Raw genomic sequence first — 16,370 nt, forward strand, 5'->3', positions numbered from 1 at the left:
TGCCCGCTGCTTGCTCGTCGCACCCCGTCACTAAACTGTGGCGGTGGCAGATACTCAGAGACCGGTCCTCGTCGTCGACTTCGGCGCGCAGTACGCCCAGCTGATCGCCCGACGGGTGCGTGAGTCACGGGTGTTCTCCGAGGTGATTCCCCACACGATGACCGTGGAAGAGATCGCCGACAAGCAGCCGTTGGCCGTGATCCTGTCCGGTGGTCCGTCGAGCGTGTATGCCGAGGGCGCACCGCAACTCGACGCGCGGCTGTTCGATCTCGGCGTGCCCGTGTTCGGCATCTGCTACGGCTTCCAGGCCATGGCTCAGGCGCTCGGCGGCACCGTGTCGGAAACCGGCACCCGCGAATACGGCCGCACCGAGCTGAACATCGACGGCGGTGTGCTGCACGGCGGCCTGCCGACCATCCAGCCGGTGTGGATGTCGCACGGTGACGCGGTGACCGACGCCCCCGAGGGCTTCGAGGTCACCGGTACCACCGCGGGCGCCCCCGTGGCCGCGTTCGAGGACCGTGCGCGGCGTCTGGCCGGCGTGCAGTACCACCCCGAGGTGCTGCACTCCCCGCACGGCCAGCAGGTGCTCAGCCGCTTCCTGCACGAGCTCGCGGGCATCCCCGCGCAGTGGACCCCGGCCAATATCGCCGAGTCTCTGATCGAGAGCGTGCGCGAGCAGATCGGTGACGGGCACGCCATCTGCGGTCTGTCCGGTGGTGTCGACTCCGCCGTGGCGGCCGCGCTGGTGCAGCGCGCGATCGGCGACCGGCTCACCTGTGTGTTCGTCGACCACGGTCTGCTGCGAGCCGGTGAACGCGAGCAGGTCCAGCAGGATTTCGTCGCCGCGACCGGCGCCAAGCTGGTGACCGTCGACGCGGTGGACAAGTTCCTCGGCGAACTGAAGGGCGTCTCCGATCCCGAGGAGAAGCGCAAGATCATCGGCCGCGAGTTCATCCGCTCCTTCGAGGACGCGGTCGCGGGCATCGTGCTCGAGGAGGGCGCTGCCGCGGGCGCCGCACCGAAGGTCGAGTTCCTGGTCCAGGGCACCCTGTACCCGGACGTCGTCGAATCCGGCGGCGGCACCGGCACCGCGAACATCAAGAGCCACCACAATGTCGGTGGCCTGCCCGACGACCTCGAGTTCGATCTGGTCGAGCCGCTGCGCCTGCTGTTCAAGGACGAGGTCCGCGCGGTCGGCCGCGAACTCGGGCTGCCCGAGGAAATCGTTGCGCGCCAGCCGTTCCCCGGCCCCGGCCTCGCGATTCGCATCGTCGGCGAGGTGACCGCCGACCGGCTCGACCTGCTCCGCCAGGCCGACGCCATCGCCCGCGAGGAGCTCACCGCGGCCGACCTCGACAAGCAGATCTGGCAGTGCCCGGTCGTGCTGCTGGCCGACGTGCGTTCGGTCGGTGTGCAGGGTGACGGCCGCACCTACGGTCACCCGATCGTGCTGCGTCCGGTGTCGAGCGAGGACGCGATGACCGCGGACTGGACCCGGCTGCCCTACGAGGTGCTGGAACGGATCTCGACGCGCATCACCAACGAGGTGGCCGAGGTGAACCGCGTGGTCCTCGATGTGACGAGCAAGCCGCCGGGCACCATCGAGTGGGAGTGACCTAAGCGGGCCGCGGCGGTGCCGCCTGGGTGAGCAGGAGCCTGCCCAGGAGGAAGCCGCCGGTGTGCGGTCGGTGGGTGACCGGTGGCAGGACCTTCGCCAGTGGGGTTTCCGGTCTCTTCTCGGATTCGTCCATTGCCCTTGTCTTTCACCTGGTCCCGTCAACAGCAATGGCCCGTCGTGATGACGGGCCATTGCTGTTTCCTGGGTTGTCCTCGGTCAGTGGTGTTTACGGCTGGGGGCCAGCGTGAGCAGCAGGCCGATGACGATGGCCGCGATCACCACGCCCCAGCCGATGGGCAGGATCCCGCCGTCGTCGGGGGTGGGTGCGCCCAGCAGTGCCCAGACGCTCACGGCCAGTGCGATCAGGCCGGTGGTCAGCAGGGTGAACGCGGGTCGGCGGGCGGGCTCGGTGCCGGTCGGATCAGCCACGGGTCACCACCGCGTCACCCAGGTGCATCTTGACGTGCAGGTCGAGGACCGGTGCGCCGGGAGTGTTCGGTCCGCTCAGTCCGTCCTTGCAGGTCGAGTTGGAGTCGGTCACTCGGATGTCACACGTCATGTTCACCGTCATCCCTTCGGGCAGTTGTACTTTCGCGTCACCGATGTTCACCGCGACTTCGACGCTGCGTGACTCGGTGAGGTTGAGACCGCGCAGATCCAGCGTGCCCGAACCGATGTCGAGGGCGTAGCGGGGCTGCAACTCGGTCACCGAGGTCGGCGCCCAGACGCGTTCGCCGACGGCGGTTTCGTTGAAGTCGATCGGTCCGATCAGGGAGGCCAGCACCACGAACCCGGCCAGCGGGGCGGTGAGTATCAGCAGCCCGTACCCGCGCCGCAGGAACGCGCCGACGACGAGGCCGAGTCCGACCACGGCCAAGGCGAAGGCCGCGATGCGCGCGGGGGTCATCCATTCGACGCCCGATGCCGCTGCGGCGCCTGCCAGCGCCGCGGCCAGGATCGCCAGGCCGATGGTGACCGGGGTCAGCCGGGAGCGTGGACGTTTCGGTGCCGGTGGCGCGACAGGTGCGTAGCGGGGTGCCGCTTCCGGAAGTTCCCAGGCGAGTGGGGCGACGGCGAGCGGGTCCCAGCCGTTGGGCACCTGCGCGTTGATCCGCGGGGGTTCCGGTGCGGGAGAGATGGTTCCGGGGACGTCTTTGCGCAGAACCGCAGTGGCGCCGACTTCGTCAGCCTGCGGTTCCGCGGCGGGCTGCGTGCTCTTGTCGTCCTCGGCCGACTCGGTGACCTCGGTTTTCGAGCTGTCCGCCCGCTTGTCGAGATCGACGGGAGCCGTATCCGCCGCTTGCTCGCTCGTATCCGAAACGGCGTCCGGAGCGGATGCGTCCGAGGCGACTTCGCGGTTGTCCGGATCTTCGTGTCCGGGTTCGACGGGGGCCACCGGTGTGACCGCGATCCGAGTGGTTTCGACGGCATCCACAGCGGCGCCGCCCGTTTCGTCGATGTCCTTGCGCAGAACGACCGTATCGGTCGCGTCGACCCGCAGAAGCGGCGTGGATTCGGCTGTGGCCATGCGGGTTTCCTCGCGGGCGAGTGCCGGATCGGGAACGTAGGCGTCGGGGAGTTTGGTGTAGGGCGTGTACATCCCCGTCGGCGGTACCTCCGGGTTGTACGGGTAGCCGCGCACCGGGACCCCGGTCGGATAGCCCGCACCCGGGTAGCCCGTCGTGCCGAGCGGAGCGCGGTAGGCGTCGAACCCCGCGGGCAGCTCGGGATGACGCAGATACAGCATCCACCAGCCCGCGAGCATCAGCCCCATGCTGACCACCCCGGACCCGCCCATTCCCAGCCCGATCGGCCCCATGGTCGACACGGCGATAGCCAGCGCGACGATCAACACGATCGTCTTGGTCTGCGAATGCGACCCCCGATCGTGGGCCGACAAGGCCTGCGCCGCCGACACCTCGTTGCCCGCCGACCCCAGCACCAGCCAGGCCAGCAGGTACAGCACGATCCCGGCGCCACCGAAGATCGTCGACACCACGAAGGCCACCCGCACGAGCACCGGATCCACCCCGTACCGCAACCCGAACCCCGCCGCCACGCCGGCGATCGGCCCCTGCCGAGGCAGCCGGACGGGCCGCGTCTGCCACATCTGGTGAACCTGGTCGGCGAAGCTCGTTCTGCTCATGCCATCCATGGTGTGCCGAGCCACCCCTTCCGCACATCGGGGGTAACCCTGATAATTTCCCGGGTTCAGGGGCAGGGGGAGCGGTAGGCGACATTCGCGACCTGCCCGCGCCAGACGGCTTGGGTGAGTCGGCCGGTCGACGCGCAGATCCGGGCGGCGACGCTCTCGGCGTCGAGGTCCCAGACGCCGAGCTGGCCGTTGTCGGTGACGATCATGAGCTGTTCGCCACGTGGGTGCATGGCCACCTGTCGGTCACGACCGTCGGCGGGACCGAGCGGGCCGAGGTACTTGCGCGGTGCGTGGGGGTCGTCGAGATTCCACAGGCCGGTCGTGCCGTCGTCGCTCGATACGGCGAGCTCGGCGCCATCCGCCGACGTGGATATCCAGCTGATCGGCCCGATTTCTGTGTGGACCGCGTCGACGAGCGGGGTGAAGGTCTCGGGTGCGTCGGTGTCCCACAGACCGAAGCGACCGTCTTTGGTGACGGCGAGGGTTCGGTTGTCGGGCAGGAATTGGGATGTCTGGAGGACGGTGTTGAGTTCCACGTCGGTTTCGGCGATCAGATGTGGGTGCGCCGGGTCGTCCAGATTCCAGATCTGGCGGGTGTAATGCTGCCAGTCGCTGCGGTGGTCGACGAGCATCACTTCGACCAGGCTGCCGTCGAGGCTGAAGGCGTCACCGACGAGCTTTCCGAAACTCGCGGTGATCGGCGACCCGAGGGGCTTCGGCGTGATGCGGTCGGTGACGTCCCACATCTGGACCGAGTCGGTGAAGGTCAGCAGCATCCGGTTGCCGTTGACAGTCGAGCTCTCGGCCTCGCCGATCGGCCAGCTGGGCAGTGGTTGTGGATGACGTGGATCGTCGAGGTCGAAGACGATCCGCCGCTTGCCGCCCGATTCGTGCAGGCTCAGCGTGCGTCCGTCCGGGCTCAGGACGGGGTTCGACAGCGCCAGTGCGTTCGGGATCGTGGTCAGCCGGGTCGGACGACGCGGATCGGTGGTGTCCCAGACCGCCACGTCGCCGGTCCGGGTCACCATGGCCATCCGATCTCCGGTTCGATCGAACACCGGACCCGACGGCATCCTGGGAATCACGTCGATCGTCGATCGAGGCAGTATCCAGGTACGCAGCAGGCCGTCGTGCCCCGCACTGATGAGTACCGGTTCGCCGGGGAGGAAGAACATCGACGTCGGTCCGCCGCTGCACAGGGAGACCCGGGCCTGTGGGCAGGCGGCCGGGGTCACCGACAGGGCGGGGCCCGCTTGCACGGGTTGGGCCGGGTCGGTGATGTTCCACAGCCGCGCGGCCTCGTCGGAGCCCGTGGCGAGGAGGTTTCCGTCCTGGTGGAAAGTGATCGAGGCCAGCACGTCGTTGTCGACGCGAGTCGAAGCACCGAAGGTACGGGGGTGGCGCGGATCGGCGATGTCCCAGAGTTCGAACTGACTCGACGGTGCGCTGCTGGTGTCCTTCACGCCGTGCGTGCCGATGGCCAGGCGGGTGCCGTCCGGGCTGAGGGCGACTTCTCGGAGGAGGTCGTTGCCGGTCGTGGCGATCGGTGGCCCGAAGGGACGCGCGGCGGCGGTGTCCCACAACTGCACGGTATCGGGGACGCCGGCGTCGAAGGTGGCGGACCCGACGGCGAGTAGCGTGCCGCCGGGGCCGAATTCGACGGAATGGTTGTCACCGGAGAGTTGACGGGTGAAGGTGCGCATGGGTCGTGACCGATCGCGGATGTCCCAGAGGGTGAGCGTCGAGGCGTCGATTTCGGCGAGTCGCGTTCCGCTCGGATCGACGGCGAGCGTGTCGCTTCGAAGGGTGTCGAAGGTGTGGATCAGGCGGGGAGCCTCGGGGCGAGCGAGATCCCACAGCTGGGTACCGGAATTGCCGAGGGTGACCGCGTCGGTGCTCCCGGGGATGAATTCGAGATGGTCGGTCCTCGTGCCGAGCGAGGTGGTGAGTCGGCGTGGTCGCGCGGGATCGCGCAGATCCCAGAAGGCGGTATCGCCCGCGTAGTCGATCGAAACCAGTAGTGCGTCGGCCGCGCGATAAGCCAGCGTGGAGACACCGTGCTCGTGGGCGGCCACGGTGACGGCCAGCGGTGAGTCCTGGCTGTTCAACAGCTGGGTGCGCGTCGCATCATCGGGCCGGATTCGATACGCGGCCAACAGGAATTGCGCTGATATCGACGGGTCGCTGCTTCTGGTCCGGTGGGCAGCGGCCACCAATTCGGCGTAGTCGCGATCCAGCGCGCGCTGATCGGCGAGCCTGCTGCGGTCGACGGCGATGACCCCGGTGGCGAGCAGTGCGAACACAACCATGACCGCTACGATCCGCCGGCGCCCACTGTTGCGTGCCGACCGCCGAGAGGCTTGGAGGAAGGTCCGCACGCGCGGACTTATCGGTGCCCGGCCGGTGTGCTCGCTCGCATTGTCGAGCCGGGTGCCTCGATACAGCAGCGCTGAATCATGGCCCGCCGCCGCCCATTCGGAAGCATCGTGCTCGAGCCGTTGGCGAACGAGGTGCCCGACCCGGTCGGTGTCGATCCAGCCGCGCAGCCGAGGCCACGCGGTCAGCACGATCTCGTGGGAGAACTGCACCGAGTCCGCGTCGAGGGCGATCAGCCTGCTGGCCGCGAGGACTTCGAGCGCTTCCGCTGAGGCGTCGGGATCATCGCTGCGGCCGAGCAATTCGGCACGGTCGACCGTGCGCCTGGTGTCACGCCCGTCCTGTCCGACGGTGACGAGCGAGCCGAGCAACTCCTGAGCGGCAGTCCGCTGCCCCGGCGTCAGTTCGCTCCAGGCGAGTTCGGCGGTCTCGGCGACCGAGCCCGCGACACCGCCCGCCTTGCGGTAGCCGGCGACGGTGAGTTTGCGACCGTCGCGCTGCTGCCAGGTCGCGGCCATCACGTGGGACAGCAGTGGCAGCGCGCCGGGATCGTAGCCGTCGGCGCTGAGGTGTCCGCCGAGCCCGCGCAGTTCGGTGAGTACCAGCTCTTCCAGGCCTGGTTCGAGGGTGAGTCCGGCGGCGGCCGCTGGTCCGGTGATCGCGTGCGAGACCTCGTCCATGGACATCGCGCCGAGGAGGTAGTTGTTGCGCTGCAAGCTGTTCCGCAATATCGGATGGTGCAGGCATTGTTCGTAGAAGTCGGCACGCAGCGCCAGGACGACCGTCACGGAATCGGGTAGGTCGGCGAGCGCGGACAGGAAGGCCGTGCGTTCGGCTTCGTCCTGGCACAGGGTGAACAGTTCCTCGAACTGGTCGACGATCAGGACCCGTAGGTCGTCGGTCAGCGTCGCCGCGAGTCCGGCGGTCGGCGTCGTTCCCGGTGTCATGGTCGCGGCGGGTAGGTCGATCGTGGGACGCAGACCTGCCGCGAGCAGCGAGGATTTGCCCGCCCCCGACGCGCCGATCAGGACGACGATGCCGGTGGTGGCGCGCACCAGATCGACGAATTCGGTGGTGGCCTGCTCACGTCCGAAGAACAAGCTGTGCTCCTCGGGTAGATAGGCGCGCAGGCCGGGGTAGGGGCAGGTTTCGCCGTCGCCCGCGGCTGCCGTCCAGGTGACCGACTCCTGCCACAGCCGTCGCCATTCGTGCGGATCGGCCAGTGTGCGCGGCAGGTCGCGTTGAGCCTTCTCGGTCAGCTCGACGAGCGTGAGGACCACCGGCAGCAGCGATTCGAAGCGAGCGGGCACATTGCGCCCGGCCTTCCAGTCGCTGATCCGCTGCGCCGACGGCGTGCCCGCCTGGGTGCCGCGCATGCGACGCTCGGTGGCCGCGGCGACCCGGCGCAAGGTCGGATTGCCGGCCGCGGCATAGAGTTCGGCGAATCGCTGGGCGAAAAGCGCACGCGGCGAAGAACTCTGCGCATCACTGTTGGTCAATGAACCCCCCGTTCGATGAAAACGACCGAGGGTCATGGTATTCGGATAGGCCGGGGCCCGGCGACTCGCCGGGCCCCGGTTCGGATCACAGGAACATGGTGTCGCCGAAGATCGAGTTCGTCGCGCTCACCTGTCCGGTGCTCGCGGTGACCGTCGCCCACGAGTAGATGTTGAGCGGTCCACCGCAGTTGCCCACCATCAGATGGAAGTCACGGTTCACCAGATAGGTGGTGCCCGAACCGAGCGACATGGATCCCACCTCGATCTTCTTGATCTCGCCCGGCGCCAGCGACAGGCTCAGATCGAGACCGGCCGAGATCGACGGGCCGAGATCGGCGGACACATCCGGACCGGACGAGCCGAACCCGATAGTGGCCCCCGCACCGACCGAGATGCCGCCGTCGAGCCCGACCGACAGGGTCAGGTCCACCGCGCAGGCGACGAGATAGCCGGAGGTGATCTTGCCGGTCGCGTCGAGCGGTGCGGTGACGTAGGCGGTGTTGTCGAGGAACACCTCGCGATTGGTCGGCATCGCGTTGAGCGGGGGCACCAGCCGGTAGGACTCCTCGGCATGGCCGAGGGTGAGTTCGAAGCCGGCGGGTCCGTGATAGGTCGTTTCGTGCGGTGCCATCGGCGTCGCCGACGCGATCGGCGTCATCCCGAGGGTGCTCAGTCCGATCGTGGCGGCGCCCAGCACGGTGGTGATGATGTTCACTTGTTCCTCCCCTGAAGCGGCGGCCGCAGTTCCGGCCTGCCATCAACGTAGGAAGAGCCTTTGTGGTCGGGCGTTCGGAGTGACCGCGGATCGGCTTGAAAGGCCTGCTGAAGACCCTGGGGCGGGGTTTCCGGTCCGGCGGTCCGGCGCGGTCGTCGCGGTCCGTCACCGGATCGGACATACACCCAGGTAGAACGTGATTTCTGTCCGGACCGGACAGCTCGCCGCGCAGGTCGGCGTCGGATCTGCGACATCGGGGACGAGATCAGGGACTTTCCTGATGTCGGCACCGCGTCGCGCGTGCCAGTATCGAGAGCATGGATCCGTCTGTTCCCGCCCGCACTGCCGCCCAGGGGTCTGCGACCCCGTCCGGGCCCGGCGCCGCCGCCGGGAACAACGCCACCCACCCAGGGCGATCCGACGGGCCGGGGGCCGCGGCGAATCCGCGGTTCGGTTGGCAACGGCCGCGTGGTTTCGTGGAGCGCGCGTTCGGGGGTGAGCCGGTGGTCTATGGGACGCCGCAGCACTACGCGCCGCCGCCGCAGTATCGGGCCGCGCCGGGTTACGCCCAGTATCCGCAGGGTTATGGCGTGCCGCGCGGCTATCGGCCCATGCTGCCCGTCCCCGGCCCCGAACCGGTGGGTGCGCCGCTACCCGAGACCCCGCGCCTGGTCCGCCGCAGCGGTGGGCGGGTGGTGGGTGGAGTAGCGGGTGGTCTGGCCGACCATCTCGGTGTCGACGTGATCAAGGTGCGGCTGGCGTTCGTGTTGCTGTCCGCGCTGGTCGGTGCGGGACTGGTGGCGTACGGGCTGCTGTGGATCTTCACTCCCGGTGGTGCGGACGCGGCGAAGCCGACCGGTGACGAGCGCAGGCAGGCGATCGGGCTCGCCCTGCTCGGGCTCGGACTCGCGGTAACGGTGGGGTGGCTGTTCCAGGGGACCGCGGCGAAGGTGATCGCGCCGATCGTGGTGGTCGCGGTCGGCGCCGCGCTGGTGTGGCGCGAATACGATGTCGCCGCGCCGGGGCCACGGGCCCTGTTCGGGCTGCCCGCGCGACCCTCGGTGGTCACCTGGTCGCGCATCGTGGCCGGGGCGACGCTGATCGTGGTCGGGCTCGGTGTGGTGGTGCTGGCCAGGATCGATCTCAGTTCGCTCGGGTCGGCGCTGATCGCGGTGGCGGTCACCCTGGTCGGCGCGGGTCTGCTCACGGTGCCGCTGTGGCTGCGCATGGTTCGCGCGCTCAATGCCGAGCGCGGCGCCCGCATCCGCAACGAGGAACGCGAGGAGATCGCCTCGCACCTGCACGATTCGGTACTGCAGACGCTCGCGCTGATCCAGCGCCAGGCCGAAGATCCGCAAGAGGTGCTTCGCCTGGCCCGCAGTCAGGAGCGCGAACTGCGCAAGTGGCTCTTCGACGACACCGCGCCCGCCCAGTCGAGCCTGGCCACCGCGCTGCGCACCATCGCGGGCGAGGTGGAGGACCAGCACGGTGTGAAGGTCACCCCGGTCACCGTCGGCGATGTGGCGATGGACCCCGGCGACACCGGCGCGGGCCTGCCCAAGGAACATTTCACCGCTCTGCTCGGCGCCACCCGTGAGGCGCTGGTCAACGCCGCCAAGCACGCCGAGGTCCCCGAGATCGACCTGTTCGCCGAAACCGAACCCCACCAGGTGAGCATCTTCGTGCGCGACCGTGGCGCCGGTTTCGACGTGTCGGCGGTGCCTGCCGATCGGCGCGGGGTGGCCAAGTCGATCTGTGCCAGAATCGAGCGCCGCGGCGGTACCGCCGTGATCGACTCGACCCTCGGGCGTGGCACCGAGGTACGGATTGTCATGCCGCGCACCGATTCCGGGACCTCCGAGCCGGATGAGGTCGAGAGCGACGACGCGCCGTCCACCGCCGGCCGGGATGATCACGCGTCGACGCGGGACCATCCGGCCGATCACTGAGCGCGATCGCACCGACCCGGGCCGATCTCGATGGCCGGGCGCCGCGGTGTGGTACCGATGACAGCAGGTCGATCGAGCGGTTCGAATGAGGAGTCTTGTAGTGAGTGTGCGGGTGTTCCTGGTCGACGATCACGCGGTTTTCCGGTCGGGGGTGCGGGCCGAGCTGAGCCGGGAGACCGATATGGAGGTCGTCGGTGAGGCCGGGGCGGTGGCCGAGGCGATCGCCGGGATCGATGCCGCGAAGCCGGACGTGGTGCTGCTCGACGTGCACATGCCCGACGGCGGTGGGGTGGCGGTGCTGAGCGGGATCGCCACGGGGCCGGTGTGTTTGGCGTTGAGCGTGTCCGACGCGGCCGAGGATGTGATCGCGGTGATCCGGGCGGGGGCGCGCGGGTACGTCACCAAGACGATTTCCGGCGCCGAGCTGGCCGACGGTATCCGCCGGGTCGCGGGTGGCGACGCGGTGTTCAGTCCGCGGTTGGCCGGGTTCGTGCTCGACTCGTTCACCGGGCGCTCACCGGTCCCCGAGCCGCCGCTCGATCCCGAATTGGATTCACTCACCCCGCGCGAGCTGGAGGTGCTGCGCTTGCTGGCGCGTGGTTACACCTATCGGGAGATCGCCGAATCCTTGTTCATCTCGGTGAAGACCGTGGAGACGCACGCGTCGAATGTGCTTCGTAAGACACAACAGTCGAACCGGAACGCGCTGACTCGATGGGCGCATCGGCGCCGCATCGAGTGAGGCTCGGTAGAGCCGCGGCTCTACATCACGGCGATGATGATCGCGATCAGGATGATCAGGCCGATCAGCACGCCCGCGCCGATGGCGAGGGGTGCGCCGTTGGGGAGGTTGTCGACGAAGCTGCCGGTGCGCTGCTGGGGTGCGGCGGCGGTGGCGCCCGACGGCGCGCGGTGCGGGCGCGGGAGGGGGGAGGAATTGGGGCTACGCAGGCCGCTGGCGGAGTTACGGGTGGACCAGGCCGGGATGGTGCCGTCTTCGGTGCGCAGCGGCACACCGAGGATGTAGGCGCCGGTGCCGGGCCCGAAGGCGGCGGTGAGGATTTCGTCGCGGGCCTCGGCCATCGTGGGACGGCGCTGAGGTGCGGGCTCGAGCATGTGCAGCAGCGGCTGGGTGAGGATGCCGCTGCGGGTGGGCGGGATGATCCGGCCCATCGCGGCCGCGGCGACGACGTCGTGCTCGTCGGAGTCGAAACCGAACGGCGGCTGGCCTTCGAGTGCGGTGTAGAGGGTGGCGCCGAGGGAGAACACGTCGCTGGCCTCGGTGGGCCGGGCGCCGCGCGCGACCTCGGGCGGGAGGTAGGCGGGGGTGCCGGTGATCACACCGTCGGGTTCGTCACCCTGGGTGTCGCCTGCGCCGCGCGAGATGCCGAAGTCGCTGAGTTTGGCCAGGCCCACACTGTTGCCGCGGTCGGCGACGAGGATGTTGCCCGGCTTGATATCGCGGTGCACGATGCCCGCGGCATGTGCGGCGGCGAGCGCGTCGGCCACCTGCGCGCCGATCTGGGCGACCTCGACCGCGGGCAGCGTGTCGACCAGCGCGAGCGCCTTGGCCACGCTGCGCGAGGGTAAGTACTCCATGACGAGCCACGGCTCGCCCGCCTCGATCACCACGTCGTGCACGGCGACGGCGTGGATGTGCGACAGCTTGGCGGCCACCCGGCCCTCGTGCACGATGGCGCTGCGGATCCGCTCGGCCTCGGCCGCGCTCAGTCCGGCGGTGGACAGCACCTGCTTGATCGCGACTTCCCGGTTCAGCAACCGATCGGTCGCGAGCCAGACCGCACCCATGCCACCCCCGCCCAGCTTGGACTGCAGGCGGTAGCGACCCGCGACCAGGTAGTCGGGGCCGATATGGGGGCGAGCACGTTCGGTCACGGGTGCGAGGGTAGCCGAATATGGCGCTGACTGGCCGGGATCTCCGGGGTGCTGCGCGGTGGACACGGGGTGGGGGTGGGTGTCACGCTGGTCGCTATCGAACGTATATTCGAATACGATCGATAGCTGTAACGGTGCTGCCGTTTCGGCGCGGGGCGGTTTTCCGCTCGCGGGTCCATCGTGGAAGTAGGTGGTGTTGATGGGTTCGGAAGCGTTGTCGCCCGATCGGGGCATGCTCGACGAGCTGCGCAGGCGCATGGCCGCAGTGCCGGGACGTGGTGAGTCCGCGACCGGGCGCATACCACGTGAGCAGCAATTACGCCGCGATATGTTGCCGGTTCCGCCGCCGCTGGCCGACCTGCTGCCCGACGGTGGACTTCCCAAGGGCGCGGTGGTCGCCTACAGCGGCGCGCACTCCCTGCTGACCGGACTGCTCGCCGCGGTCACCGGAAACGGTGGTCACGCGGCAGTGGTCGGCCTGCCTCGGCTCGGTTTGCTGGCCGCTGCCGAGATGGGTGCCGAGCTGTCCCGGTTGGCGGTGATCACCGACCCCGGCCCCGACCCCGCCGAAGTGGCTGCGGTCCTGCTCGACGGCCTCGACCTGGTAGTCCTCGGACTCGGTGGCCTTGCTGTTCCCCCGTCGCGCTGCCGCGTCCTCGCCGCCCGCGCCCGCAATCGTGGCGCCACCCTGGTGGTCGCGGGCGAATGGGCCAACCCGACTCTGCGCCTGGACTCCCGCGTCACCGGTTACCGCGGCCTCGGCTCCGGTCGCGGGCGTCTGCGCTCGGTCTGCCTCGACGTGCGCGTCAGCGCCAAGGCGGGCCAGACCCGCCACGGCCGCATGGACCTGTGCGCCCAGGTCGGCCGCACCGAATGGCTGCCACGCGAAACCGTCAGCGGTGCAACGGAAGTCACCGCGCTACACGAGGCCGTCTCATGACCGCCGACCTGTCGTCGTGACGCGTGTTGATCGGGTGCTGGCGGTGTGGTGCCTGGACTGGCCCGCGGTGGCGGCGGCCGCGGTGGAGGGGGTGTCGGCGGAGCGACCGATCGCGGTGTTGCGGGGGAGTTCGGTGGTGGCGTGTTCGGCGATCGCGCGGGCCGAGGGTGTGCGGCGGGGCATGCGGCGACGGGATGCGCAGGGATGTTGTCCCGGGCTTGTCGTCGTGCAGGATGATCCGGATCGGGACGCGCGATTGTTCGAGCCGGTGGTCGGCGCTGTCGACGAGACGGTGCCGGGCGTCGAGGTGTTGCGGCCCGGTCTCATCGTGCTCGGGGCACGCGGTGCCGCACGATATTTCGGCTCCGAGGAGGCCGCGGTGGTGCGGTTGATCGACGCGGTCGCCGTGGCGGGAGCCGAGGCGCAGATCGGGATCGCCGATGCCATGTCGACGGCGGTGATCGCGGCAAAGCGCGGGGCGATCGTGGCGCCGGGGGAGGGCGCGAAGTACCTCGCTGGGCTCCCGGTCTCGGAGCTCGCGATGGAGCCGAGCCTGGCCGCACCGCAGCGCGCGGAGCTGGTCGACCTGCTGCGCCGCTTGGGATTACGCCGCATCGGTGACTTCGCGCGTCTGTCTCCCGCCGAAGTGGCCTCCCGGTTCGGCGCCGACGCCGTGCTCGCCCATCGCACCGCCCGCGCCCTGCCGGAACGGCCGCCGTCGGCGCGCCGCCCCGCTCCGGAACTGACCGTCGAGCTGGCCTGCGACCCACCCATCGACCGGGTCGACGCGGCCGCCTTCGCGGGCAGGCAGCTGTCCACCCGGCTGCACACGGTGCTGTCGGCGGCGGGTGTGGCGTGCACCCGGCTCGCCGTGACCGCGCGCACCGAGACGGGCGAGGAGCTCACCAGGATCTGGCGCTGTGCCCGCCCGCTCACCCCCGCCGACACCGCCGACCGCGTCCGCTGGCAACTCGACGGCTGGCTCACCCACCGCGCCCGCCCCACCGGCCCGATCGTCGCGCTCACGCTGGAACCGGTCGAGGTGGTCGCCGCCGGTGCGCTGCAACTCGGTCTGTGGGGTGGTGAGGGCGAGGAAACCGAGCGCGCCCGCCGCGCCCTGGTGCGCGTGCAGGGGCTGCTCGGTGGCGAAGCGGTCCGCATCGGTGTGCTCAGCGGCGGGCGCGGGCCCGCCGAACGCATCACCATGATCGCCCTCGGTGACGAGCTGACCCCCGCCGCCGACCCCACCCAGCCCTGGCCGGGGCGCCTCCCCGAACCCGCTCCCACCCTGCTGCTGCTACACCGCCCGGTCGTGCACCTGACCGCCGCCGACGGCGCCCCCGTCCTGGTCACCGATCGTGGCCTGTTCACCGCCGTCCCCACCCGTCTGCGCTGGGGCAGCAAACAGTGGGCGCTGCTGGGCTGGGCGGGCCCTTGGCCGATCACCGAACGCTGGTGGTCCACCGCCGAACCCACCTCCCTGGCCGTGCGCGTCCAGGTCCAGCTCGATGCCGACCCCACCGAGATCCGCGCCGTCCTCCTCGTCTACGACGCGACGCGATGGCATGCCGAGGGTGTCTACGAGTAGCCCGCCGCCCCGGTTCTAGAGTGAAACGACGCTTGTCCGGGACAGCCCCGGGAAGGCGCGGTCGCGGGAGGAGCGCTGTGAACCCATTCGAGGGCATGTTGTGTACGGCGGCCGCGGCCGACCTTCCGCTGCTCGGTACCGCGGGGCACTTCACCGGATGGTTGTGTATCGAGCATCCCGGTGCGTGGGGCGGTGATGTGATCGGTGATGAAGTGCTCGGTCCGGAGATCACCGCCGAACTGGCGGCGCGTACGTCAGCGGCGCAGGTCCGGCCGACGCTGATCCGCCGCCCCGGCCGCAACGAGTTCACCGGTACCCGCACTGTGCTGCTGGTCAGTTCGCGGCCGGAGGGCTCCTGGTGTGAGCGGTTCGAGATCACCGACTTGCGTCAGCTCTTCGACATCGACCTGCATCTCGTCGACGGACCCGCGCCGGGAATCGGTGCGCGGGTGGATGATCCGGTGGTCCTGGTCTGCGCCCACGGCAAACGCGACCAGTGCTGTGCCCTGTTGGGCCGCCCGATCGCCGCCGCCCTTGCCGCGGACTACCCGGGCCGGGTCTGGGAGGCCTCGCACACCGGTGGTCACCGTTTCGCCCCCGCGGTCGTCCTGCTTCCCTCCGGCCTCACCTACGGCCGTGTCGACGCCACTGCCGCCAAGGCGATGCTCGAAGCGGCCGACGTCGACGAGGTCTCCCTGACCGGTCTCCGCGGCCGCAGCTGCTACCCCCCGATCTCCCAGCTCGCCGAAGTGGCTGTGCGCGAGCAGGTCCCGGCTGATGCCACCGCCCTCACCGTCCAGCCCGACCCGGTCCCCACCCACGACCCGACCGTGGCGGGCGCCGCCATCGTCACCCACCGCGACGGCCGCCGCTGGCGCGTCACCGCCCGCACCGTCCCCGCCGCCCCGCGCCAAGCCAGCTGCGGCGCTGCCCCCAAACCGGCCACCTACTTGGAACCCGCTGCGGTAGAACAACTCCCCGCGCTGTCCTTCGCTCAGTCCGAACAACCCACGGATCGCTGACTCATCGACTGCGGACGACTCGGCTTCCCGGCAAGCTCCACGGTGGACTACTGGAACTACGGCGCGGTGGCCCTCCCACACGTCACCCGGCGGGCCTAACGTCGACTCCATGATCGACATCCGGGAAATCGGCAAGGACGAAACCGAGCTGGCAGGCCCGGCGCTACTGGAGCTTCGCCCACAGTGGGAGACGTCATCGCGCCTGACCGAGTTCATCGACAACGAACTCCGCCCCGCGGGCTACCGTCTCATCGGGGTCTTCGAAACGGGTTCCCCCGCGGCGCTATCGGTGGCAGGGTTCCGTGAATCCCACTCCACCGCCTGGGGCCACCACCTCTACATCGACGATGTCTCCACCCTTCCCGCGGCACGCGGTCGAGGCCACGCCGATCGTCTGCTCGACCGGCTCACCGCCGAGGCTCGGCGTCTGCGCTGCACGGGGATCCACCTGGACTCCGGCGTCGGCCCTACCCGAGCCGCCGCCCATCGTCTCTACATGCGCCGTCATCTGGCCATCACCGCCCACCACTTCACCCTCGACCTGCGGTGAATCGCGGGCGGACCCGGGAGCCGTGCCCCGAATCCATGGGGGCACGAGGCGAACTGAGT

13 protein-coding genes are annotated in these 16,370 nt (G+C 69.7%); 7 read left to right on the forward strand and 6 right to left on the reverse strand.

Going from position 1 to position 16,370, the window contains the following annotated elements:
• Nucleotides 1-43 precede the first annotated feature (43 nt).
• Nucleotides 44-1,618 (forward strand): glutamine-hydrolyzing GMP synthase, encoded by a 1,575-nt coding sequence (guaA, locus tag ACFVJ5_RS14595; protein WP_379220395.1) that lies wholly within the window; start codon nt 44-46, stop codon nt 1,616-1,618.
• Nucleotide 1,619: 1 nt separating this feature from the next.
• Here the strand turns inward: guaA and ACFVJ5_RS14600 are convergent, their stop codons facing one another.
• From ACFVJ5_RS14600 to ACFVJ5_RS14620, 5 genes are all read right to left on the reverse strand, one after another.
• The gene (locus ACFVJ5_RS14600) at nt 1,620-1,754 is read right to left on the reverse strand and encodes a hypothetical protein (RefSeq protein ID WP_378635347.1); all 135 of its coding nucleotides are present in this window, start codon (nt 1,752-1,754) and stop codon (nt 1,620-1,622) included.
• A gap of 83 nt (nt 1,755-1,837) precedes the next feature.
• Complete coding sequence (locus ACFVJ5_RS14605) at nt 1,838-2,050, reverse strand: hypothetical protein (RefSeq protein WP_101464339.1); 213 nt, start codon at nt 2,048-2,050, stop codon at nt 1,838-1,840.
• On the reverse strand, nt 2,043-3,767 hold the full coding sequence (locus ACFVJ5_RS14610; RefSeq protein ID WP_379220396.1) for a PspC domain-containing protein: 1,725 nt from the start codon (nt 3,765-3,767) through the stop codon (nt 2,043-2,045). Before ACFVJ5_RS14610 ends, ACFVJ5_RS14605 begins: the two co-directional genes overlap by 8 nt.
• Nucleotides 3,768-3,832: 65 nt before the next feature.
• A complete protein-coding gene (locus ACFVJ5_RS14615) occupies nt 3,833-7,651 on the reverse strand; it encodes a hypothetical protein (RefSeq protein WP_379220397.1) in 3,819 nt (1,272 codons plus the stop codon).
• Nucleotides 7,652-7,736: 85 nt separating this feature from the next.
• Complete coding sequence (locus ACFVJ5_RS14620; RefSeq protein ID WP_379220398.1) at nt 7,737-8,366, reverse strand: MspA family porin; 630 nt, start codon at nt 8,364-8,366, stop codon at nt 7,737-7,739.
• Between the two features lie 611 nt (nt 8,367-8,977).
• On the opposite strand from ACFVJ5_RS14620, the gene ACFVJ5_RS14625 reads away from it, so the two are divergent.
• Both ACFVJ5_RS14625 and ACFVJ5_RS14630 read left to right on the forward strand, forming a co-directional pair.
• Entirely contained in the window at nt 8,978-10,315 is a 1,338-nt protein-coding gene (locus ACFVJ5_RS14625) for a PspC domain-containing protein (protein ID WP_379220645.1), read from the forward strand.
• 85 nt (nt 10,316-10,400) lie between these two features.
• A complete protein-coding gene (locus tag ACFVJ5_RS14630; RefSeq protein ID WP_379220399.1) occupies nt 10,401-11,057 on the forward strand; it encodes a response regulator in 657 nt (218 codons plus the stop codon).
• Between the two features lie 20 nt (nt 11,058-11,077).
• Here the strand turns inward: ACFVJ5_RS14630 and ACFVJ5_RS14635 are convergent, their stop codons facing one another.
• Nucleotides 11,078-12,211, reverse strand: coding sequence for a serine/threonine-protein kinase (locus ACFVJ5_RS14635; RefSeq protein WP_379220400.1), 1,134 nt, complete (start codon nt 12,209-12,211; stop codon nt 11,078-11,080).
• A 199-nt stretch (nt 12,212-12,410) separates the two neighbouring features.
• Here ACFVJ5_RS14635 and ACFVJ5_RS14640 point away from each other — a divergent pair, with 199 nt between their 5' ends.
• From ACFVJ5_RS14640 to ACFVJ5_RS14655, 4 genes are all read left to right on the forward strand, one after another.
• Nucleotides 12,411-13,151: a hypothetical protein gene (locus ACFVJ5_RS14640; RefSeq protein WP_379220401.1), complete on the forward strand. Its 741-nt coding sequence runs from the start codon at nt 12,411-12,413 to the stop codon at nt 13,149-13,151.
• Between the two features lie 16 nt (nt 13,152-13,167).
• A complete protein-coding gene (locus ACFVJ5_RS14645) occupies nt 13,168-14,739 on the forward strand; it encodes a DNA polymerase Y family protein (protein WP_379220402.1) in 1,572 nt (523 codons plus the stop codon).
• Nucleotides 14,740-14,834: 95 nt separating this feature from the next.
• On the forward strand, nt 14,835-15,761 hold the full coding sequence (locus ACFVJ5_RS14650) for a sucrase ferredoxin (protein ID WP_379220647.1): 927 nt from the start codon (nt 14,835-14,837) through the stop codon (nt 15,759-15,761).
• Between the two features lie 109 nt (nt 15,762-15,870).
• A complete protein-coding gene (locus tag ACFVJ5_RS14655) occupies nt 15,871-16,311 on the forward strand; it encodes a GNAT family N-acetyltransferase (protein WP_379220403.1) in 441 nt (146 codons plus the stop codon).
• Nucleotides 16,312-16,370: the final 59 nt, after the last annotated feature.

It is taken from the genome of Nocardia sp. NPDC127606, from assembly GCF_042671725.1.
Taxonomy (GTDB): Bacteria; Actinomycetota; Actinomycetes; order Mycobacteriales; family Mycobacteriaceae; genus Nocardia.

Excerpts from the sequence above, each read along its gene's own strand:
- ACFVJ5_RS14600 (WP_378635347.1), bottom strand. The coding sequence starts at position 1,754 with ATGGACGAATCCGAGAAGAGACCGGAAACCCCACTGGCGAAGGTCCTG.
- ACFVJ5_RS14610 (WP_379220396.1), bottom strand. The coding sequence starts at position 3,767 with ATGAGCAGAACGAGCTTCGCCGACCAGGTTCACCAGATGTGGCAGACG.
- ACFVJ5_RS14625 (WP_379220645.1), top strand. The coding sequence starts at position 8,978 with ATGCTGCCCGTCCCCGGCCCCGAACCGGTGGGTGCGCCGCTACCCGAG.
- ACFVJ5_RS14630 (WP_379220399.1), top strand. The coding sequence starts at position 10,401 with ATGAGGAGTCTTGTAGTGAGTGTGCGGGTGTTCCTGGTCGACGATCAC.
- ACFVJ5_RS14640 (WP_379220401.1), top strand. The coding sequence starts at position 12,411 with ATGGGTTCGGAAGCGTTGTCGCCCGATCGGGGCATGCTCGACGAGCTG.
- ACFVJ5_RS14650 (WP_379220647.1), top strand. The coding sequence starts at position 14,835 with ATGTTGTGTACGGCGGCCGCGGCCGACCTTCCGCTGCTCGGTACCGCG.
- ACFVJ5_RS14655 (WP_379220403.1), top strand. The coding sequence starts at position 15,871 with ATGATCGACATCCGGGAAATCGGCAAGGACGAAACCGAGCTGGCAGGC.